Below are 20,230 nucleotides of genomic sequence, written 5' to 3' on the forward strand. Positions count from 1 at the left end.
GGAAATTACTATGAAACGCAAAGGTACCGTGGTACAGGTAACAGGTCCGGTTGTGGACGTTGCTTTTGACGGCGGCAGCCTGCCTGAGATAAATGAAGCGCTTACCGTTGCACCGGACGGACAGCCGCGCATGATGGAGGTCGCACAGCACGTCGGCGGCGACACCGTGCGCTGCATCATGCTCTCCCCGAGTGAGGGCATCGGCCGCGGCGACGAGGTGCTGTCCACCGGCCACACCATTGAGGCGCCGGTCGGTGAAGCGACCCTTGGACGCATGTTCAACGTGCTCGGTCAGCCGATCGACGAAAAGGGCGATGTAAACGCACCGGAAAAGTGGTCCATCCACCGTGCGCCGCCGGATTTTGCACAGCAGAACCCGACGACCGAGATTCTCGAGACCGGCATCAAGGTCATCGACCTGCTCGCGCCGTATGCCAAGGGCGGCAAGATCGGTCTGTTCGGCGGCGCCGGTGTCGGCAAGACCGTGCTCATTCAGGAGCTGATTCACAACATCGCCACCGAGCACGGCGGCTACTCCATCTTCACCGGTGTCGGCGAACGCACGCGAGAAGGCAACGACCTGTGGCGCGAGATGGCGGAATCCGGCGTACTGAGCAAGACCGCGCTCGTGTTCGGACAGATGAACGAACCGCCCGGAGCGCGTATGCGCGTTGCGCTGACCGGTCTGACCATGGCGGAATACTTCCGCGATGTGAAAAAGCAGAACGTGCTGCTTTTTATCGACAATATTTTCCGTTATGTGCAGGCAGGCTCGGAGATTTCCGCGCTGATGGGCCGTATGCCATCGGCGGTTGGCTACCAGCCGACGCTGGCTGATGAGGTCGGTGCACTGCAGGAGCGTATCGCTTCCACCAAGGACGGCGCAATCACGTCCGTGCAGGCGGTCTATGTTCCGGCGGATGACCTGACCGACCCGGCTCCGGCGACCACGTTTACCCACCTGGACGCCAAGACCGTCCTCTCCCGTAAGATTGTCGAGCAGGGCATCTACCCTGCCGTTGACCCGCTGGATTCCACCTCGCGTATCCTCGAGCCGGATATTGTCGGTGAGCGGCATTACAAGGTTGCACGCGGCGCACAGGAGCTGCTGCAGCGTTACCGCGAACTGCAGGACATCATCGCCATCCTCGGTATGGAGGAGCTTGGCGCGGATGACCGCCGCATTGTCGATCGTGCCCGCCGCATGCAGCAGTATTTCTCGCAGCCGTTCTCGGTTGCCGAGCAGTTTACCGGTCTGGAAGGGCGCTATGTAACGCTTGAGGACACCATCAGCGGCTTTGAAGCGCTGCTCGGCGGTGAACTCGACCAGTATCCGGAGGCTGCCTTCTCCATGGTCGGCACGGTAGACGAGGTCCATAAAAAGGCCAAGGATATGGGGGCACTCTGATGGAGAACACCTTCTATCTGGAGATCATCACGCCGGACCGGCAGTTTTACACCGGACCGGCAACCAATTTGACTATGCCTGCACTCGACGGTGAATACGGCGTGCAGCCGGGACATGAGCCGGTCGTTACCGCACTCCGTCCGGGTACGGTGCGGTTTCAGGCGGACGGCACACCGCACAAGGTCGTTGTCAGTGACGGCTTCGCGGAAATTATGCCGGACTACTGCATTCTTCTGGTATCCAGCGCCGAACGGCCTGACGAGATCGACCGCGCGCGTGCCGAACGCGCCAAAGAGCGTGCGGAAGAACGGCTGCGCCAGAAGCAGAGTATTCGTGAATATCATCTCTCCAAAGCAGCTCTGGCCCGTGCTATGGCACGCCTGAAGGCTACCCGCTGACTCCCCCTTTTAATCGCCTGCCCCAGTGTGATCAGATGGAACATCGGAGCAGGCGTTTTCGCAGATGCTTACGCTGACCAGTACAGGTGTCAGCACCTAAAAACTCAACCGACTTGAGCAATTCGTTGCTGATGCTCGGTCTGGCTGCCGCACTCGCCTGCTGTGCCTTTACATTTCTACTCGGCGGCGCCTGGGTCGAGATGATACTCGCGTTCTTCGGTGCAGGTATCGGCAACGCCGTGCACTGTAAGCGGTCCAAGCACTACCGGACTCTTGTGCTCTGCACAACCGTTTCGGTCGCGGCGGCCTGTCCGGTGTACGCAGGCTCTCTCAAGATTGCCGAAATGACCTGCGGCATCGCCATGGTCAAGTCGGATATGCGGTCGGGTCTCGAGCGGCATCATTCCTGCGCTGCCGCTCGGACTCATCTTCGCCCGCATTATGATGGATAAGATGTTCCGCCACTGCACCTGATATCGCAGAAAAATCCCGCTGACCTAAAACCAGCGGGATTTTCCTGTTTTCTGTGTTTTCACAGCTGCAGAACACCGTAACGCCCGCAAAATGCAGAAAAACCGCTGTGAAAATGCTCCGCAGCGGTTGTTTTTTATGTAGCTGAAACGGAAAAAGCCTTGATTTCATGCGGTTTTCGAGCATAGAAAAAGTCCACCGTAATTCTATCAAAATTACGGTGGACTTATGGTGGAGCCGAGGGGAGTTGAACCCCTGTCCGAAAGTGCATCCACAAGGACTTCTCCGGGCGCAGTTTGTCGATTAAAATTCCCGCCGCGGCACGCCGGCAAACAGGCTTACCGTTTTGGTAGAGTCATTTTACATGACGAGGGCAACTCTTACCTCGTACACGTTCACCACTAATCGACGCCGGGTCTCTGAGCCGTGGTCCTCTCTGAGCCGACGGGCTAAGCCTAATTAGGCAGCCTGAAGAGTATAATTGTTGTTGTTTAATTTATAAACAGTTGGAGCTTTTATCGCAGATCCCCACTGCGGCCCGCTATCCCGGCTTCAACACCCCCGTCGAACCCGTTACGGCCCCATTTTGAAATGGAGAATGGAAAATTGAGAATGGAGAATATTCTGCTCTCAGCTTTTCCATTTTTTAATTAACGATTACGCTCTTTCATCGCGCGGTCCATCTCGCGTTTTGCGTCGCGTGCGGCGATACTGTCACGCTTATCGTGCAGCTTTTTGCCCTTGCACAAACCGATTTCAACCTTCACGCGTGAGCTTTTGAAATAAACCGCCAGCGGAATGACCGAATAGCCGTCCTGCTTGGTCTTGCTGAACAGGTTGACGATCTCACGTTTGTGCATAAGCAGCTTACGCACGCGCAACGGGTCCTTATTGAAGATATTGCCCTTTTCGTACGGCGAAATATGCATACCACGCACAAAAATCTCACCGTCCTTGAACGAACAGTAGGAATCCTTGAGATTGATCTGTCCCAAACGGATAGACTTTACCTCGGTACCCGCAAGCTCGATGCCCGCTTCATACTTTTCCTCGACAAAGTAGTCATGCCATGCCTTTTTGTTGGCCGCAATCTGCTTTGTGCCCTTTTTGTCAACAGCCATGGCGAAACCTCCCTTACCGTGGTATATAATATAATACCATGGTAAAGGAGGTTTGTAAAGTTACTTCTGTGTTACAGTTTTCGATTATTTCAGATTTGCAATTGCATAATCTGCTTCTTCTGCTGTGAATTTTTCTCCATATTCCGAAATCAGCTGATTTCGAACGGCATCTTTAGACATATTCATATCTTCATAATAAGATTTCGCTTTTTCTAATGCATTTTCCTTGTAATCAGCATCAAGATGGTCAATTGCATACTGTGCCGCATCAGCTGGGAATTTTTCTCCGTATTCCGAAGTCAATTGATCGTAAATCCCTTGTTTCGACATATGCATCATCGAACTGTACGACTCAGCTTTTGCCAGAGCGTTTTTATATTCCTGCGGCACTTGGGGTTCTTCTGTTTTCGGCTCCTCGGTTTTCGGTTCTTCTGTATCCTTTGCTGTCTTTTGTTCCGTACCCTGTTCTTCATTTTGAACTGTGGTTTCCGGCTGTTTGGTATTGGCATCAGCGGTTGTATCTCCGGAACCGCCTGCAATCGCCACAATCACGATTGCAACAATCACCCATAGCCACCATTTTTTATAAAACGGTTTCTTATTCTTTGCTCCGCAATGCGGACATGCTTTGCAATTTGCGGCAATCAGTTGTCCACAAGTTGCGCAGTTCTTCATTTTGTCCTTTGCCATGATTTTACCTCTCTTGATGTGAAATTTTCCCCACCGGGGGACAAAGGGCGGTAAAACCGCCCTGCCCACGGTTTGGGAAAACAAAAAATCCGTGCAAGCGCGGCCGCAACGGCCGTCCACACACGGATCTTCACACAAGAAGTATATGTGAATGCGCAGCAACATCAGCCAATGTATTATGAAACTGCAATGCAAATCTTGTAATTTGCACGCACTTCCGCTATAATACATAATTGTGGTACGGTAATGTTGCCGTTGTGTATGGTGGGTATAGCACCTGCATAGGTCATAGGGTGTTGGCGCACCCTATGACTGCCGCATTTTCTGTTTTCCTTGTGTTTAGTATACCATCTTCATGATTACTCTGCAAGACTTGACAGAAAAATTAACCAATCCACAAAAAAGAGGGAGACTACACGTCTCCCTCTTTTTAATTCCATATATTTTACTGCTCCCGGAAATGCACTTCGCCGGTCTCAGCGTCCATGCCGTCCACGATAGCGAGCGACTCGAGCTGATAGCCCAGATTGCGGATAATACGGCCGCCCTGCTGGAAACCCTTCTCCACGGCAATGCCGATGCCCTCGACCGTACCGCCGGCCTGTGCCACGATGGAGATCAGGCCCTGCAGCGCACAGCCGTTTGCCAGGAAATCGTCGATAACAAGCACATGGTCGTCCGGACCGAGGAACTTTTTAGAAACGATAACCTGATTCTTACACTTATGTGTAAAAGATTCAACCTCGGCAACATAAACCTCGCCGTCGATGTTGACACTCTGGGTCTTCTTCGCAAACACGACCGGAACGCCGAAATGACGAGCCACGATGCAGGCAATGCCGATGCCGGATGCCTCAATGGTAACGATCTTGTTGATCGGCTTGTCCGCGAAACGGCGCTTGAACTCCTCACCCATCTGATCAAACAGGTTAATATCCATCTGATGGTTCAGAAAGCTGTCTACCTTCAGAATATTGCCTTCCTTAACAACGCCATCCTTGACAATTCGTTCCTCTAAAAAGTTCATGCTGCCACTCCCTGTTTTTTGCTTTATTTTCATCAGCTCTGCAATAGCTGCACTTGGTATTTTACCATTGTACTATACTTCGACAGGTTTTTCAATCATTCGTGCGGAAATTATTCCTCAATTTTCTCCGCATACTGCTGAATGATTTCCGCAACCTGCTCATGCGTGCCAACGGCGTTGATAAACTCCAGCAGCGCATTTGCCGTCATGTGCGCAGGCAAATCCAGCGCGTGCAGAACGGCAGCGCGGCGCGCCGTGCTGTCCGATCTGCCGGACAGTCCCCACTCGTAAAAATCCGCCTTGGTGATGACCGGATGCACAGGTGTTTCGATTTCGTCCTGCTGTGCAAAGGTTGCACCCGCTCGGCGGAGCGCGTCCAGAATCACCTGCGGACGCATGCCCTCCACGCCCAGCTTGCCCTCCTTGGAGCCATGCCGCTTGCGGCGTTCCTTGCCCGCGATATCGGGCACATACGCCTGCTTGACGCAGCCCTTCGGCAGTGCGCCCTTGAGGTAGTTGCGGATGACAAAGCCCGCACCGTCACTGTCGGTCAGCACGATGAGACCGCGCGTTTCCGCGATACGGCGCAGCAGCTTGAGCTGGTCTTTATTGTTAAAAATGCGGAATCCGCCGCTTTCGAGCACCACGGTGTCCACCACCTGCCGGACGGTGTTCACATCATACCGGCCCTCTACCAGAATCGCTTCCCTGATGCGCGTCATTTCTTTTCCCCTTTCAGCTCTGCCGCCATGGTGAGCAGCATCAGCTCGATCTGCTTCTGCCGGTCTGCCGCGCCGCCCTTGAGCGCGGCATCGGTCTCCGCGCACAGCGAGGCCGCCTTTCGCAGCCAGCTGAGCGGCACACGCCGTGCTGCATTCTGAATCTGCCTTGCGTAGTACGGCGATTTCGAGCCAATCATCTCCATCAGCTGTTTTTCGCCGCCGCGGTTCTCCACGCACAGCTTGGCACCATACAGACGCTGGATGTGACGTGTGATGGCAGTGAAGATCATGACCTCGTTGTTCTTCTGCGCGAGCAGCTCCCCGACGAGTGCGACCGCCCGATCGAACCTGCCTGCGGTTACCGCGTCGGTCAGGTCGAACACGACGGCATCCAGCACCGGCGAGCATACCGCATCGATGTTATAGCGCTTGATAACGCCGGTCGTGGTGTGCGCGGCTGCCTTTTCCATCTCACCGGCGAGGTTGGTCATGGAATTGCCGCACAGGAAGATCATGTACGACGCATCTCCCGGTTCGATCATGCAGCCGAGCGCCTTGGCACGCCGCTCGATCCACGCCACCAGCTCCTGCTCCTCCGCGTGTGCGAACTCGGCAAAGCAGGCGCGCTTCTCGAGTGTCTTGTACAGCTTGGTGCGCTTGTCCGGCTTGCCGTCCAGCACGTCGTAGTAGAACACGAGGCAGACGTACTCCGGCAGGTCACCGAGTACGCCCGGCAGCACGTCTGCGAAGCCGGCAGGCGGCTTGAACAGGTCAAAGTCCTTGACGATGATCAGCTTTTTATCCGCCATCGCGGGATAGCTGTCAATGGCTTCGGTCAGCATTTCCGGTGTCAGGCCCTTGCCTTCAAACTCAATAAGATTGAAATCCGCAAAGGTCTCGTCCACCACCTTCTGCCGCAGCTGCCGCAGATAGTATTCCTTCATGTAGCTTTCCTCGCCCGAAATGATATACAGCGTGGAAAATTCGCCGTTTTTCAGGTCGCGGATCAGCTGTGATTTTCCGTTTGGTTTGGTTTCTCTTGCCGCCATGTGTTACTCCTTTTTGAACTGCCGTGCGATCTCACCTTCCTTATAGGTGCTCTGCACATCCAGTCCCCTGTGCGACCGCAGTCCCTTCTCCGAACTCGCCGCAATGATGATATGCTGTGCGCCTGCCGCTTCGGCGTACTGTGCCATGCTTTCGCTGCTGCTCAGATGGTTCGCGCTGAGCACCAGCTCCGCTGCGGCAGGCAGCGTGTTTTGTTCCAAATAGGCTGAAAGCTGCTTCTCGGTCGGACTGTGCAGGATGAGCACCTCGTCCGCTATGCTTACGGCCAGTTTTCCCTCGGTGATCGGGAAAAGCTCCACCGGCGCGATCGGGTTCGTGAGCGTCACCGACTCGCTTACCTCCTGCGCCTCACGCTCGTGTACGAAGGAAAGCAGATCGGCGTTGGTCCTGCGCTCCTGACAGCCTGCGGGCATGAGCAGTTTCCCAACCTCGACCGTTTCCATCAGCTCCGGCAGGTTGCGCGCATGTCCCTGATCGACCGCGGTCAGCACGACCGTATCCAGCCGCTTCAGACCATTCCAGCGCAGCCACTCGCGCACCTGACGCGCAGCGTTCCGGTAGCTGCCGCAGTCTATGAGCATCGCGTGTTCGGTGTCGCTCAGCAGAATGGCCTGACCGCTGCCGCACGGCAGATACGTCACCGTATACCAGCCGTTCTGGTGCTGCACCTCGGCAATACACAGGCCGGTCAGCACCACTGCCAGACACGGCAGCACGGCTTTCCATTTGACGTGCTTTCCGGCAGTCAGCCACACGAGCAGCGCCGCGAACACGATGCCGAGCGCCGCCAGACCGAAGGTGTTGTTCGGGTGCAGCGTGCCGAAGCCGAGGTCCGCGATGGTATTCGCTGACCAGAGCAGATAGTTTATGAGCGGACGCACCAGTCCGGCAAGCATCGGCACAAGCGCCGGACAGACGGCTGCTGCAACACACAGCACGAACCCGCCCACAAAGCAGAGCGAGGTCACGCCGACCGTCATCAGGTTGCTGATGGGCGACAGCACAGACACCGCGCCGAACGAGGTCAGCAGAATCGGTACTGTAAATATCGTAGCGCAAACCGTGCAGCTGAGTGCGCTCGTGATGACCGCAAGCGCCTTGCGCACGAGTTTCGGCGCACCGGCAAACGGCTTTTCGAGTGCATGCTGCAGCTTCCCTGCGAACAGGATAAGACCGAGCGTGGACGCGAATGAAAGCTGCAGGCCCACGCTTGCGATCGCGTACGGATTGACAAGCAGCAGAACAGCCAGTGCCATCAGCAACGCGTTCAATCCGCCCGACCGGCGCCGCAGAAGAAATCCGCCTGCGGCCGTCAGGTACATCAGTGCCGCGCGCAGCACGGACGGCGTGGCTCCCGCGACCGGCACAAACAGCAGCACCAGTGGGATGGACACAACCGTTCCCCACCGTTTGCCGAACAGCAGCGTGCAGAACCCGACGAGAAAGCCGATGTGCAGTCCGGAAACGGCCACCAGATGGCTGAGACCCGCAATGCGGAACGCGGTCTGGTCGGTGTCGCTCAGATTTTTGCTGCCGCCGACCAGCAGTCCGGTCAGCAGTCCGGCTTCGCGTTCCGGAAGGGCACGCTGCACCGCATTTCGGCAGAACCGTGCGATCCTCTGCGGCGCAAAGCGCAGGCTGTCCCGTTTAGAGTCCAAGACCTCGAACTGCACCGCGTTGTGCTCCTCGTCGGTCGCATACGCGCCCGCGATATAGCAGCCCTCGGACGCCTGATACGCCGCACGGTCAAAGCCGCCGAGCGTGTCCGGCACATAAAGTGTGGCCATGACGCGTACCCTGTCTCCTGCCAGCAATGGCGGTTCGGTTTCCGGCAAGTAGCACCGCAGGCGAAACCGCCTGCCGTCTGCAGTCTCCGCCGAGAGCAGCACGCGCTGGTCGGTGTCGTACACCTCGGCATCCCGCAGGGCGGCTGCGGTGATCTCCTGCGTTTCGCCGGCTAAAGCACGAATGGGCACGACCCGCAAATCCCGGAACACGGCAAAGCCGGTCAGCGCAAGAGCGGCAGCCGCCAGCACAGCAAACACATTCAGCAGACACTTGCGGCGGCGCAGAAACACAGCCGCAAGCACCAGAAGAAGCGCGATCGGTGCAATGATATGCAGCTGCACCGGCAGCTCCAGACAGACTGCTGCGTACAGCGCGGCAGCCATCGGCGGCACCAGATAAACCAGAGGGCGTTCTCGCATACGGGGTCACTCCCTTGCCTTTTCTACTATTATAGCAAAGACCGGAACGCGCCGCAACCGCAGACCGCCTTACAGCGTACTTCTGCGGAACTGGGTCGGTGTTGCGCCGGTTTTCTCGGTGAAGGCTGTAATAAAGTTGACCTCACTGCGGTAGCCAACGCGGAACGCAATTTCCTTGACCGAAAGCGACGTGGACTGCAGCAGGGCCTTGGCCTCGTCGATCCGGTGCAGCATAATGTACTCGTGCGGGGAAAATCCGGTCGTGCTGCGGAACAGCCGCGAGAAATGCGACGGACTCAGGCTGACCGCGTCCGCCACCTTCTCCACGGACAACGATTCAAACAGGTGTTCTCCGATATACTTGACCGCCTGTGCAATGGCATCGTTTTTCCGGTCGGGTCCCGCCTGCGCCGGAAACAGCAGCGCGCACAGGATTCGGTAGATACGCTGCGAGCGGTCCAGCTCGGTCATGTCGCCGGTGCGCAAGCCGGAAATGATCTGTGCCAGCTCCTGCTCGATGCGTAAATCCGCCGGCGGCGTAAGCACCTGCCTGCCGCCGCGGAACGCGAGTATCTGCTCGAAAAATGCCGCCGCATTTGCGCCGTCAAAGTGAATCCAGAGCGCTTCCGCGTCGCCCTTGGTATAAAAATGATGCGGTCTGCGGCAGTCCACCAGTCCGATCTGTCCGCGCTCGGCGCAGTAGAGCTGGTCGGTCTCGAAGTACATCGTACCCGAGCGAACGTAGGTCAGAAAGAGATTCTTATGGCTTTCCAGATGGGCAATGTCGCAGCTGTCGAGAAAATTATACCGCGCATCGTAGTAATAATGTCCCACGCGGGTGACATAGTAAAACAGCCGCCGAGCGGTCGCAGACGGCGTTGAGAAAAATCGTTCCGAGCGCGACAGCACACCCGGCTCACTGAAAACCTTCACGGCACTCCCTCCTCTGCTTTCTATGATAGCACAAAATATGAATAGATTGCAGTATTTTGTTATTGCCAAATCAAAGAAAATTCGGTATGCTGTTTAAAGAAAATAAAAAGCTGAACCGGAACGATAGATATTGCGGTTCGTTCCGTCCGATCAGCTTTGAAGACAAGGGGTTGTTGTAATGATAAAGGAAAAGACGTTTTATAAATCCTTTATGGTGCTGGCACTGTCGCTGGCGCTGCAGAACCTGCTCACCTACGGCGTAAACCTGATGGACACCATGATGCTCGGACGATACAGTCAGGATGCCATGGGCGGCGTAAGCCTGTGCAATCAGGTGCAGTTTCTGCTGCAGATGCTGGTCGTCGGTGCAGGCGAGGGCGCGGTCGTTATGGGCTCGCAGTACTGGGGCAAAAACAAGCTGGAGCCGATCCCGCACATCATCGGTGTGGCTTTGCGCTTCGGCGGTTCACTGGCGGTGCTGATGTTCGGCATTGTGCTGTTCTTCCCGCACCAACTGCTGTCGCTGCTATCCAACTCGCCAACGGTCATCGCGGAAGGTGAAAAGTATTTCCAGATCATCTGCTTTACCTATATTATCTTTACAATAACCAATATTCTGGTCGCATCCCTCCGCTCGATCGGTGTAGTAAAGATCGGTTACATGATCTCGGGTTCGACGCTCATCATCAACGTGTGCCTGAACTACTGCCTGATCTACGGCCACTTCGGCTGTCCGGAGCTGGGCGTGCGCGGTGCGGCTATCGCAACGCTGGTTTCCCGCTGTGTGGAGCTGCTCATCGTTATCTACTACCTGAAGTTTAAGGAGCACAAGCTGAACCTGAGCCTGCGCAAGCTGGTTCACATCGACACCAGCTATGTGCAGGATTACATGCACGTTTCCCTGCCGGTGCTCATCAATCAGGCACTCTGGGGCATCGCGCAGATGGTACAGACCGGTATCCTCGGTCATCTCGGCGGCGATGCCACGGCTGCCAACGCGATCGCGGTGCAGGTATATCAGGTTCTGTCGGTTGTCTGCTATGGCGCCGCGTCCGCATCCGGCATTGTGGTCGGCCGCACCATCGGCGAGGGCAACCAGCAGCGGCTGCGTCCGCTCGTACATACGCTGCAGGTCCTGTTCGTCTCCATCGGACTGTGTTCGGGTCTTTTGATCTTCCTTCTGCGCGTACCGATTCTTGCGCTGCTCGGCGGTACGCTCACCGAAACGGCGTACAAGTATTCCCTGCAGTTCATGCTGGTGCTCGCCATCACAACGGTCGGCACTTCGTACCAGATGGCGTGCGATAACGGCATCATCCGCGGCGGCGGCGACACCAAGTTCAGCGCCAAGATGAATATCATCAGCATGTGGCTTATCGTCGTGCCGTTCTCGGCAATGGCGGCTTTCTGGTGGAAGTTCCCGCCGGTTGTCGTGTTCTTCCTGCTCAAGTGGGATCAGCTGTATAAGATCATTCCTGTGGCTATCCGCCTGCACAGCTGGAAGTGGGTCAAGAAGGTGACTCGGCCGGATACCGCAGAAGGTTAAAATCGAATTTATCCTCTCTCTTTGGGGCTCGCTGCAAGGCGGGCTCCTTTTTTCTGCACCGGGCTTCCGGGGGATACGAACCGCACAGGCGGTTCGCCCTGTCCGGGCGGGGGATTTTCGCTTGCGAAGCGAACGGAACTGCGCTGACGCCGCGCGGGCGCACAAGAGGGTAGACACCTGCGGTTTCCACCCTCTTGTGAAACTCCCCTTTCCCTATTAGCATGGCGAAAATCGGAGAGCGGCGACCGCTGCGAAATAAGGGAACGGCAGTCGGGTTACCGCAGCGTGTCTTTCGCAACCTATTCGCAGTTCACAGATAGCGTACTGCTACACAGACGGTTTACTTCCAGCAGAGCGCGGCATACCCGTGCCGCGCAATTCGTGAGCGCGTTATGATAGATAGGGCCTGCGAGAATAAATGCTGCCGAACGCCTACATTCGCAGGGGCCGGGCGTAACAACGTGCAAACGAGTTGCGCGACACGGTTATGTCGCGCCTGCGCAGATGAAATCACATGTGTAGCAGAACGGTATCTGACACTGCGAACAGGTTGCGAAAGATACGGTCGAAAGAATCCTCTGCCGTACTCCTTTTCGAAGCGGTCACATGTCGGTAATCTGCGCCAGACTATCTAATAAGGGAAAGGTAGGAGTTCAAAGAGGAAGGGAAACCGCAGGTGTCCCTTCCTTTTTGCCCCTGCCGTGGGTACAGCGTTACCCCGCAGAGCGCAACTTTCCGCGATTTCAGTTGACAACTGCCCGCAAAAGTGGCATAATAGATACGCAACACAGAAAATGCGATGAGGAAACGAGTTTTCCATCCGCCGTTCTTCAGAGAGAGGACATTCGCTGCAAGTCCTTGTCCGGTGCGGAAAACAGCCACTTCCAAGCAGTCTGCAACTGAAACAGACCGTCTGATCCCCGATACCGGATTACCGAGATGGATATGGCATGCCCATATTCAAATCAAGGTGGTACCGTGGAAGCATGCTTTCGCCCTTGAAGTCCGGGCGGAGGCTTTTTTCATTTTCTGTTTTATTTCCGTAAATTCTTTTTTGGAGGAATCAATTTATATGCAGTACAGAGGACTCAACGAGCTGCGCGAGATGTACCTCAGTTTCTTTGAAACCAAGGGTCATCTCCGCCTGCCGAGCTTTTCGCTCATCCCGCAGAACGACCCGTCGCTTCTGCTCATCAACTCCGGCATGGCGCCGATGAAGCCGTTCTTCACCGGCGAGCAGGAGCCGCCGCGCCACCGCGTTACCACCTGCCAGAAGTGCATCCGCACCGGCGATATCGAGAACGTTGGCAAGACCGCCCGTCACGGCACCTTCTTCGAGATGCTGGGCAACTTCTCCTTCGGTGACTACTTCAAGCGCGAGGCTATTCACTGGAGCTGGGAATTCCTGACCAGTCCGGAGTGGGTCGGCATTGACCCGGATCGCCTGTATCCGTCCATCTATGTGGATGATGACGAGGCATTCGAGATCTGGAACAAGGAGCTCGGCATTGCACCGGAGCGTATCTTCCGCTTCAGCAAGGAGGACAACTTCTGGGAGCATGGCTCCGGTCCGTGCGGCCCGTGCTCTGAGATCTACTACGACCGCGGCCCCGAGTACGGCTGCGGCAAGCCCGGCTGCACCGTCGGCTGCGACTGTGACCGCTACATGGAGGTATGGAACAACGTATTCTCCCAGTTCGACAACGACGGCCACGGCAACTACTCTGAGCTGAAGCAGAAGAACATCGACACCGGCATGGGTCTGGAGCGTCTGGCGTGCGTGGTACAGGGCGTTGGCTCCCTGTTCGACGTTGACACCGTGCGCAACATCACCAACAAGGTTTCCGAGATCGCCGGCAAGCACTACGGCGACAGCGACAAGACCGATGTTTCCCTGCGCGTTATCACCGACCACATCCGCTCCACCGTTATGATGATCTGCGACGGCGTTATCCCGTCCAACGAGGGCCGCGGCTACGTTCTGCGCCGCCTGCTGCGCCGCGCTGTTCGTCACGGCAAGCTGCTCGGCATTGACAAGCCGTTTATGTCCGATGTTGCTTCCACCGTTATCAACGAGTCCGGCGGCGCATATCCGGAGCTGGTTGAGAAGCAGAAATATATCCACAAGGTTATCGAGAACGAGGAAGCCAGCTTCAACAAGACCATCGACAGCGGTCTGGCTATCCTGAATGACAAGATCGCCGCTTCCGACGGCAAGGAGCTGCCCGCTGCGGATGCATTCCAGCTGTATGACACCTACGGCTTCCCGATTGACCTGACCCTTGAGGTACTCGAGGAGCAGGGCATGACCACCAGTCGTGAGGAGTTCGACCGCCTGATGAACGAGCAGCGCGAGCGTGCCCGTGAGGACCGCAAGAAGATGGGTGACCTCGGCTGGCAGAGCGAGGATCTGGGTCTGGACAAGTCCATTAAGACCGCATTTGACGGCTACACCACCCTTGAGGAGTCTGCAAAGATCCTGGCTATCGTAAACGAGGGCGAGGTTTCCGGCGCCGCTGCCAAGGGCGAGAAGATCACCGTTGTACTCGACCGCACGCCGTTCTACGCTGAAATGGGCGGCCAGATCGGTGACCACGGCGTTATCACCGGCAAGAACGGCACTATGACCGTTTCCGACGTGCAGAAGACCAAGGACGGCAAGTACATGCACATCGGCGTTGTCACCGAGGGTGAGCTGTCCGTTGAGGACGAGGTAACCGCTTCCGTTGATGCGGCTTACCGCCAGGCTATCTGCCGTGCACACACCTCCACCCACCTGCTGCAGAAGGCGCTCCGCGCCGTACTGGGCGACCACGTTGAGCAGGCAGGCTCCTACACCGCAAACGATCATATCCGCTTCGACTTCACCCACTTTGCAGCGCTGACCGCCGAGGAGCTGGCTAAGGTCGAGGACATGGTAAACGATGCGATTCTGGCAGGCAGCCCGGTTATCACCGAGGAAATGAGCATCGACGATGCCAAGAAGAAGGGCGCTATGGCGCTGTTCGGCGAGAAGTACGGTCAGACCGTCCGCGTGGTACAGGCCGGTGACTCCATCGAGCTGTGCGGCGGTACGCATCTGGACAACACCGCGAAGGCCGGTTCGCTCAAGATCATCGGCGAGGCTTCTGTTGCAGCAGGCGTGCGTCGTATCGAGGCCGTTACCGGCAAGGCTGTCCTCAAGCTGATGAACGACCGTCAGGCGGTTCTGAACGAGGCTGCTGCCGTACTCAAGACCAACCCGAACGAGCTGTCTGCCAAGATTGAGCAGCAGGTAAACGATATGCGTGCCCTCAACAAGAAGCTCGAGAAGATGGGCGCAAAGGTCGCTGCAATGCAGATGGTTGACCTGTTCAACGTATCCCGCAACATCAAGGGCGTAGACGTGGTTGCCACCAAGCTGGATGACGCATCTGCCGACATGCTCCGCACCATGGGCGATGACATCAAGAGCAAGAAGGAGAACATGGTTGCTGTTCTCTCCGCAGTCAACGGCGACAAGGTAAGCCTGCTTTGTGTCTGCGGCGCCGAAGCTGTCAAGAAGGGCGCACACGCCGGCAAGATCATCAAGGAAGTTGCCAAGATCGTTGGCGGCGGCGGCGGCGGCCGTCCGGACAGCGCAACCGCAGGCGGCAAGAATCCGGCAAAGCTGGAGGAAGCACTCGAAGCTGTCAACAACATCGTTGAAGCAATGCTGTAATAAACTTTAGAGGGAAGCCGCGGGAACGCTCTCGCGGCACTCCCCTTTCAGAAAGGAGCGATCATTCCATGGAAGATTGTCTGTTCTGTAAAATCATCGCGGGCGATATCCCGTCAAGCAAGGTGTACGAGGATGACCTCTGCTACGCCTTCAACGACATTGACCCGCAGGCTCCCACGCATTTTCTCGTGATCCCGAAGCAGCACATCCAGTCTGTTGCCGCCGTTGATGCGTCCAACAGCGCGGTTGTGGCCCACTGCTTTGAGGTCATTGCGAAGATTGCGAAGGAGCGCGGCATGGACAGCTTCCGCGTGGTCTCCAACATCGGAGAGCAGGCGGGTCAAAGCGTGTTCCATCTGCATTTCCACGTCCTTTCCGGACGGGATATGACCTGGCCGCCGGGCTGATGCCCTTGCGGACTCTAAGGGGGACTCCGTCCCCCTTAGATACCCCGGAAGTTCCGGAGAAACTTCCGGGGATATCCCCCTCTCGTCTGCACGGCAGACGAGACCGTGCAACGGAGCACGGGCAGTAGAGAAAAAGTCCGGCAGAGCCGGACTTTTTCAGGGAATTGAATCGGCGTACTGCGGTACGCCGCTGCCTGCGCGTTGCGGACGGCAGAAAGGCACACCCATCGGGTGTGCCTTTCTGTATGTAATGGGTGGCTTGGGTGAGTTCCTCTTTTGCCTATTCCCTTTTCCTTAGATGATAATGCCCTCGCAATGGTCGATCTCATGCTGAATAATCTGTGCGGTCCAGCCGGTGAAGGTTTTCAGTCTCGTCTGGAACTTTTCGTTCTGGTACTGCACCTTGATGGATTGCCAGCGGCGCGTTTTGCGCGTGCCGGTCAGCGACAGACAGCCCTCCTCAGCCTCATAGCCGCCGGACTGCTTGACGATTTGCGGGTTGAACATCACCATGTATGCTCCCTCGTTATCAAACGCGATGATGCGCTTGTTCACGCCGATCATGTTCGCCGCCATGCCGACACAGCCGTCCTTGTGCGCTTCGAGCGTTTCCAGCAGGTCGGTTGCGGTCTGGATATCGTCCGGCGTGGCCTGCTCGGCCTTCTGCGCTAAAAATTTCTCGTCTTTGCAGATTTCCTGAATCATATTGTGCTCCTTATTTATGTTTGCGTTCCCAGTCGGCCATGACGGCCAGCTGCTCCGGTGTGTGGAACCAGTGCTCGCCGTGCGGCACGATGGTCAGCTCCGCACCGGATTTTGCCGTGTAAGTGCGGATAGTCGTCAAGTCGGTCATGCTGTCATTTTCGCCGTAGAGAATGTACTGCGGGCAGTGCCAGTCCTTTGCCGGATGCGCACGCACCCAGCAAAGATAATCCCACGAGAGCATATCCCCTTCCCTTGCGGGATACATGCCGCGCTCGCACAGGATTTGCTCGGTAATGCCTGCCGCGCATATCCTGTCGCAGATTAAGCGCTCCATATCCACGATGGGCGACACGAACAGCGTTTTTTCCGGTGCGGCAAACGCCAGCCGCGCAAAATACGCGCCGATGCTGGTCGCGCGCACGTTTATCGTGCGCCAGTGTGCGCTTGCGTAAGCCATCACGCGGGTGAGTTCGGGTGCGGCTGTCCATGGTGCAAATTCCTCATTCCGGTTTTGGCGTGTGCCGTGATTCGGCAGATCGATGGACAAAACCTGTGCGCCCGGAGACACGATTTCGGCAAACGGCAAGGCTTCTTCCTTGCGGCCGAATTGCCCGTGAACGAACAGCCACAGCGTGTCCGACGGCTCGCCATACAGCACCGCCGGTGTGTTTTCGATGAAGAATTGTTCGGTTTTCATACGTTATCCTCTCCTGCCAGCCAGTTCAGCGCGCACCATGTGTGCAGTGCTGCGCCGCGCGGCAGGATATCCTCGTTGAACACGACCCTTTCGTTGTGCATCGGTGCGCCGAACACCGGATTTTCCTGCTTTGTGCCCGCGCCGATGAGCAGGTACGCGCACGGTAAATCGTAGGTGTAGGACGCAAAATCCTCCGAGCCCATGCCGCCCTCGTCCAGCCGATAGACCAGCTTTTCGCCGAACAGTGCCCCGGCAAGATCTGCCATACGATTGGTCAGCGCAGCGTCATTCCTGAGCGGCGGCGCGGACGCGATCTCTTCCGTGACGGCTGTGCCGCGGAACGCCTGTGCGGTACACTGCGCGATTTCCCCGATGCGGGTGAAGATCTGCGCAGACAGGTCGCGGTCAAAGCTGCGGATGGTGCCCTCGAGCACCGCGGTCTGCGGGATGATATTGGGCGCCTCACCGCCGGTCATGCGGCCGATGGTCACGACAGCAGGCGTTTTTGCGCCGATCTCGCGGCTGATGATCTCCTGCAGCGACAGGTAAATGTGGCTTGCGATATTGAGCGGGTCCACGCCCTTTTCCGGCATTGCGCCGTGGCAGCCGATGCCGTTTACCGTGATGCGGAACAGCGTGCAGCCCGCCATAAACGTGCCGCGTCCGCACAGAACCAGTCCGGACGGCGTACCCGAATTGACGTGCAGCGCAAAGCCTGCCTGCGGTGCCGGATTCTCCAGTACGCCCGCCGAGAGCATGGCCTTTGCGCCGGTAAAGCCTTCCTCGTCCGGCTGGAACACCAGCTTGACCGTGCCGTTCAGCTCACCTTGGTACTCGCGCAGCAGCTTTGCCGCACCGAGCAGCATCGCCGCGTGCATGTCGTGGCCGCAGGCGTGCATGCAGCCGTTCGCGGATGCGAAATCCAGTCCGGTCTGCTCGGTCACGCGCAGCGCGTCCATGTCGGCGCGCAGGAGCAGACAGCGGCCGGTCTCGGTGCCGGTTATCTCCGCGACGACGCCGCCTGCCAGCTCGCGCGGCTGATAACCCATCTCAAGCAGGCGTTTTTTGACGCAGGCTACGGTGTTCGGCAGGTCGGTGCCGACCTCGGGTGCAGCGTGCAGCGTCCGCCGGTCGCGGACAATATCCTCGCGGATGCGCTCTGCCGACGCAAGCACCTGCTCCGCCGTTACGGTTAAGGTTTGTGACATGGTTTTGCCTCCCTTGTCGGTGTTTCTGTATTACGGCAATACCGCATAATTGAACAGAAGCGATTGTGGTATTGCCTTAAGTATACCATAAATTGCAGGAAAAAACCGCTCTGTTTTTATTTGGCGCAGCCATTTCCCGTATTTGCCTTGACGAAACGCGCTGTAAATTGTATCATATAGGTATATCATTGTGTCCACATGGCAACTTGGCGGCAGCGTGACCGGCTGAGGGGAAATCCGCCGATGTCATCCAGATGCAACGCAAACAAAGGGAGTATGTAGGTATGAAAAAAATCGTAAACAGCCTGCCGTTCAAGCTGCTGCTTGGCGTTGCGGTGGGCATCGTGCTCGGTCTGGTGGCGAACGAGGCCGTGATGAACGTGGTCGTGACGATCAAGCAGGTGCTCGGTCAGATCATCACGTTCTGTGTGCCGCTGATCGTTATCGGCTTTATTGCGCCGTCCATCACCAAGCTGGGCCACAACGCATCCCGTATGCTGGGCATTGCGCTCATTATCGCGTATGTGTCGTCGGTCGGCGCGGCGCTGATGAGCACGGCAGCCGGTTACGCACTCATTCCGCACCTGTCGATCGTATCGCAGGTTGACGGCCTGCGTGAGCTGCCCGAGGTACTGTTCCAGCTGGAGATCCCGGCGATCATGAACGTGATGAGCGCACTGGCGCTGTCGCTGATGGTCGGTCTGGCCATCACCTGGACCAAATCCAAGATGATGGAGTCCCTGCTTGACGAGGTGCAGAACATTGTCCTCGCCATCGTCACCAAGATCATCATCCCGATTCTGCCGTTCTTTATCGCGTCCACCTTCTGCGGTCTGGCGTATGAGGGCACGATCACCAAGCAGTTTCCGGTGTTCATCAAGGTCATCATCATCGTTATGATCGGTCATTATATCTGGATGGCGCTGCTCTATGCGGTTGCGGGTGCGTACTCGGGCAAGAACCCGATCGAAGTAGTGAAGCACTACGGTCCGGCGTACATCACCGCAGTCGGCACAATGTCCTCCGCGGCGACATTGGCAGTTGCTCTGCGCTGCGCAAAGAAATCATCGGTACTGCGTAAGGACATGGTCGATTTCGGTATCCCGCTGTTCGCCAACATCCATCTGTGCGGCTCGGTGCTGACCGAGGTTTTCTTCGTCATGACAGTCTCGCAGATTCTGTACGGCAAGATTCCGTCTGTCGGAACCATGATCCTGTTCTGCGTGCTGCTCGGCATTTTTGCCATCGGCGCACCCGGCGTGCCGGGCGGTACGGTTATGGCTTCGCTCGGTCTGATCACCGGCATCCTGCTGTTTGACGGCACCGGCACCGCGCTTATGCTGACCATCTTTGCCCTGCAGGACAGCTTCGGCACCGCCTGCAACGTCACCGGTGACGGCGCGCTGACGCTTATTCTGACCGGCTACGCGAATAAGCATCATATCGCGGAGGAAAAGCGTGAGGTTGAGGCAGCAGAAGTTCAGTAATCAAATATGAGAAAAGGAGCCTGCTTTTGCGGGCTTCTTTTTTGTATCGAGAGAAAGCAGGTGCTATGATGGGAAAAGTGCGATGTATCGCATACGGTGCAGCGTATGCGATGGTTATTTCGACTGCATCGAAAGCAAGCGCTGCAAAGCAAATTTACTGCAAGAATTTTCACAAAACACTTGACTTTTCCCTCCGGATTTGGTATCCTATTTAGGCAAGGTTTGATAGACCGTTGTAAATCCGGGTGTAGCGCAGCTGGTAGCGTGCTTGACTGGGGGTCAAGAGGCCGCAGGTTCAAGTCCTGTCACTCGGACCATGACGAATGTTCTTACAGCATTTAGCTGTCAAAGAACATTCGTCATTTTTTTATTTGCTAAATAGCGACATCACAGGGGGCGTAGTTCACAACTACGCCTTTTCTTGTATTCACCGAT

Annotated in this window: 17 protein-coding genes, 1 tRNA gene and 1 other RNA gene; 8 read left to right on the forward strand and 11 right to left on the reverse strand. The window is 56.6% G+C overall.

The genetic code is table 11. From position 1 onward, the window contains the following. Positions 1-10 precede the first annotated feature (10 nt). The 3 genes from atpD (at position 11) to ACWVX6_RS08235 (ending at position 2,258) form a co-directional block, all read left to right on the forward strand. On the forward strand, positions 11-1,408 hold the full coding sequence (atpD, locus tag ACWVX6_RS08225; protein WP_118646168.1) for a F0F1 ATP synthase subunit beta: 1,398 nt from the start codon (positions 11-13) through the stop codon (positions 1,406-1,408). Then, the gene (gene atpC, locus ACWVX6_RS08230) at positions 1,408-1,806 is read left to right on the forward strand and encodes an ATP synthase F1 subunit epsilon (RefSeq protein WP_119190017.1); all 399 of its coding nucleotides are present in this window, start codon (positions 1,408-1,410) and stop codon (positions 1,804-1,806) included. Before atpD ends, atpC begins: the two co-directional genes overlap by 1 nt. 113 nt (positions 1,807-1,919) lie before the next feature. Then, positions 1,920-2,258 (forward strand): threonine/serine exporter family protein, encoded by a 339-nt coding sequence (locus tag ACWVX6_RS08235; RefSeq protein WP_455152873.1) that lies wholly within the window; start codon positions 1,920-1,922, stop codon positions 2,256-2,258. A gap of 248 nt (positions 2,259-2,506) precedes the next feature. Here ACWVX6_RS08235 and ssrA read toward each other — a convergent pair. From ssrA to ACWVX6_RS08275, 8 genes are all read right to left on the reverse strand, one after another. Continuing rightward, positions 2,507-2,860: a transfer-messenger RNA gene (gene ssrA, locus ACWVX6_RS08240) on the reverse strand. A gap of 67 nt (positions 2,861-2,927) precedes the next feature. Continuing rightward, positions 2,928-3,398: an SsrA-binding protein SmpB gene (gene smpB / locus ACWVX6_RS08245; protein WP_117490323.1), complete on the reverse strand. Its 471-nt coding sequence runs from the start codon at positions 3,396-3,398 to the stop codon at positions 2,928-2,930. An 84-nt stretch (positions 3,399-3,482) separates the two neighbouring features. Next, positions 3,483-4,088 carry an Ltp family lipoprotein gene (locus ACWVX6_RS08250; protein ID WP_188886336.1) on the reverse strand — a complete coding sequence of 202 codons (606 nt, stop codon included), beginning with the start codon at positions 4,086-4,088 and terminating at the stop codon, positions 3,483-3,485. 445 nt (positions 4,089-4,533) lie between these two features. Further along, positions 4,534-5,115 (reverse strand): xanthine phosphoribosyltransferase, encoded by a 582-nt coding sequence (locus ACWVX6_RS08255; RefSeq protein ID WP_118753351.1) that lies wholly within the window; start codon positions 5,113-5,115, stop codon positions 4,534-4,536. A gap of 110 nt (positions 5,116-5,225) precedes the next feature. Then, complete coding sequence (locus tag ACWVX6_RS08260; protein WP_118729598.1) at positions 5,226-5,837, reverse strand: toprim domain-containing protein; 612 nt, start codon at positions 5,835-5,837, stop codon at positions 5,226-5,228. Next, positions 5,834-6,886, reverse strand: a complete 1,053-nt coding sequence (gene holA / locus ACWVX6_RS08265) for a DNA polymerase III subunit delta (RefSeq protein ID WP_455152874.1) — start codon at positions 6,884-6,886, stop codon at positions 5,834-5,836. The genes ACWVX6_RS08260 and holA overlap by 4 nt, the downstream gene beginning before the upstream one ends. 3 nt (positions 6,887-6,889) lie before the next feature. After that, complete coding sequence (locus ACWVX6_RS08270) at positions 6,890-9,112, reverse strand: ComEC/Rec2 family competence protein (protein WP_455152875.1); 2,223 nt, start codon at positions 9,110-9,112, stop codon at positions 6,890-6,892. Positions 9,113-9,181: 69 nt separating this feature from the next. Next, positions 9,182-10,045 carry an AraC family transcriptional regulator gene (locus ACWVX6_RS08275; RefSeq protein WP_227600563.1) on the reverse strand — a complete coding sequence of 288 codons (864 nt, stop codon included), beginning with the start codon at positions 10,043-10,045 and terminating at the stop codon, positions 9,182-9,184. 178 nt (positions 10,046-10,223) lie between these two features. Between ACWVX6_RS08275 and ACWVX6_RS08280 the strand changes: the two genes are divergently transcribed. The 3 genes from ACWVX6_RS08280 to ACWVX6_RS08290 all read left to right on the forward strand — a co-directional run bounded on the left by ACWVX6_RS08280 (position 10,224) and on the right by ACWVX6_RS08290 (position 15,698). Further along, positions 10,224-11,591: an MATE family efflux transporter gene (locus ACWVX6_RS08280; RefSeq protein WP_118285242.1), complete on the forward strand. Its 1,368-nt coding sequence runs from the start codon at positions 10,224-10,226 to the stop codon at positions 11,589-11,591. A 1,072-nt stretch (positions 11,592-12,663) separates the two neighbouring features. After that, positions 12,664-15,291: an alanine--tRNA ligase gene (alaS, locus tag ACWVX6_RS08285; RefSeq protein WP_455152876.1), complete on the forward strand. Its 2,628-nt coding sequence runs from the start codon at positions 12,664-12,666 to the stop codon at positions 15,289-15,291. A 68-nt stretch (positions 15,292-15,359) separates the two neighbouring features. Beyond that, a complete protein-coding gene (locus ACWVX6_RS08290; protein ID WP_117490384.1) occupies positions 15,360-15,698 on the forward strand; it encodes a histidine triad nucleotide-binding protein in 339 nt (112 codons plus the stop codon). 294 nt (positions 15,699-15,992) lie between these two features. On the opposite strand, the gene ACWVX6_RS08295 is transcribed toward ACWVX6_RS08290, so the two are convergent. Genes ACWVX6_RS08295 through ACWVX6_RS08305 form a run of 3 tightly spaced genes read right to left on the reverse strand, consistent with a single transcriptional unit; the run spans position 15,993 to position 18,308 of the window. Further along, entirely contained in the window at positions 15,993-16,403 is a 411-nt protein-coding gene (locus ACWVX6_RS08295; RefSeq protein ID WP_455152877.1) for a peptide deformylase, read from the reverse strand. Positions 16,404-16,413: 10 nt separating this feature from the next. After that, positions 16,414-17,100, reverse strand: coding sequence for an alpha/beta hydrolase (locus ACWVX6_RS08300; RefSeq protein WP_455152878.1), 687 nt, complete (start codon positions 17,098-17,100; stop codon positions 16,414-16,416). Continuing rightward, on the reverse strand, positions 17,097-18,308 hold the full coding sequence (locus ACWVX6_RS08305) for a M20 metallopeptidase family protein (protein ID WP_455152879.1): 1,212 nt from the start codon (positions 18,306-18,308) through the stop codon (positions 17,097-17,099). Before ACWVX6_RS08305 ends, ACWVX6_RS08300 begins: the two co-directional genes overlap by 4 nt. 284 nt (positions 18,309-18,592) lie before the next feature. Here ACWVX6_RS08305 and ACWVX6_RS08310 point away from each other — a divergent pair, with 284 nt between their 5' ends. Next, positions 18,593-19,795 (forward strand): dicarboxylate/amino acid:cation symporter, encoded by a 1,203-nt coding sequence (locus ACWVX6_RS08310; RefSeq protein ID WP_455152880.1) that lies wholly within the window; start codon positions 18,593-18,595, stop codon positions 19,793-19,795. Between the two features lie 241 nt (positions 19,796-20,036). Further along, positions 20,037-20,112, forward strand: a tRNA-Pro gene (locus ACWVX6_RS08315). The last annotated feature ends 118 nt before the right edge of the window (positions 20,113-20,230 follow it).

Source organism: Butyricicoccus sp. (assembly GCF_977037065.1).

Bases quoted from the DNA above. Each gene is read 5' to 3' on its own strand.
- atpD (WP_118646168.1), top strand. From the start codon at position 11: ATGAAACGCAAAGGTACCGTGGTACAGGTAACAGGTCCGGTTGTGGAC.
- atpC (WP_119190017.1), top strand. From the start codon at position 1,408: ATGGAGAACACCTTCTATCTGGAGATCATCACGCCGGACCGGCAGTTT.
- smpB (WP_117490323.1), bottom strand. From the start codon at position 3,398: ATGGCTGTTGACAAAAAGGGCACAAAGCAGATTGCGGCCAACAAAAAG.
- ACWVX6_RS08250 (WP_188886336.1), bottom strand. From the start codon at position 4,088: ATGGCAAAGGACAAAATGAAGAACTGCGCAACTTGTGGACAACTGATT.
- ACWVX6_RS08255 (WP_118753351.1), bottom strand. From the start codon at position 5,115: ATGAACTTTTTAGAGGAACGAATTGTCAAGGATGGCGTTGTTAAGGAA.
- ACWVX6_RS08260 (WP_118729598.1), bottom strand. From the start codon at position 5,837: ATGACGCGCATCAGGGAAGCGATTCTGGTAGAGGGCCGGTATGATGTG.
- holA (WP_455152874.1), bottom strand. From the start codon at position 6,886: ATGGCGGCAAGAGAAACCAAACCAAACGGAAAATCACAGCTGATCCGC.
- ACWVX6_RS08270 (WP_455152875.1), bottom strand. From the start codon at position 9,112: ATGCGAGAACGCCCTCTGGTTTATCTGGTGCCGCCGATGGCTGCCGCG.
- ACWVX6_RS08280 (WP_118285242.1), top strand. From the start codon at position 10,224: ATGATAAAGGAAAAGACGTTTTATAAATCCTTTATGGTGCTGGCACTG.
- alaS (WP_455152876.1), top strand. From the start codon at position 12,664: ATGCAGTACAGAGGACTCAACGAGCTGCGCGAGATGTACCTCAGTTTC.
- ACWVX6_RS08290 (WP_117490384.1), top strand. From the start codon at position 15,360: ATGGAAGATTGTCTGTTCTGTAAAATCATCGCGGGCGATATCCCGTCA.
- ACWVX6_RS08295 (WP_455152877.1), bottom strand. From the start codon at position 16,403: ATGATTCAGGAAATCTGCAAAGACGAGAAATTTTTAGCGCAGAAGGCC.
- ACWVX6_RS08300 (WP_455152878.1), bottom strand. From the start codon at position 17,100: ATGAAAACCGAACAATTCTTCATCGAAAACACACCGGCGGTGCTGTAT.
- ACWVX6_RS08305 (WP_455152879.1), bottom strand. From the start codon at position 18,308: ATGTCACAAACCTTAACCGTAACGGCGGAGCAGGTGCTTGCGTCGGCA.
- ACWVX6_RS08310 (WP_455152880.1), top strand. From the start codon at position 18,593: ATGAAAAAAATCGTAAACAGCCTGCCGTTCAAGCTGCTGCTTGGCGTT.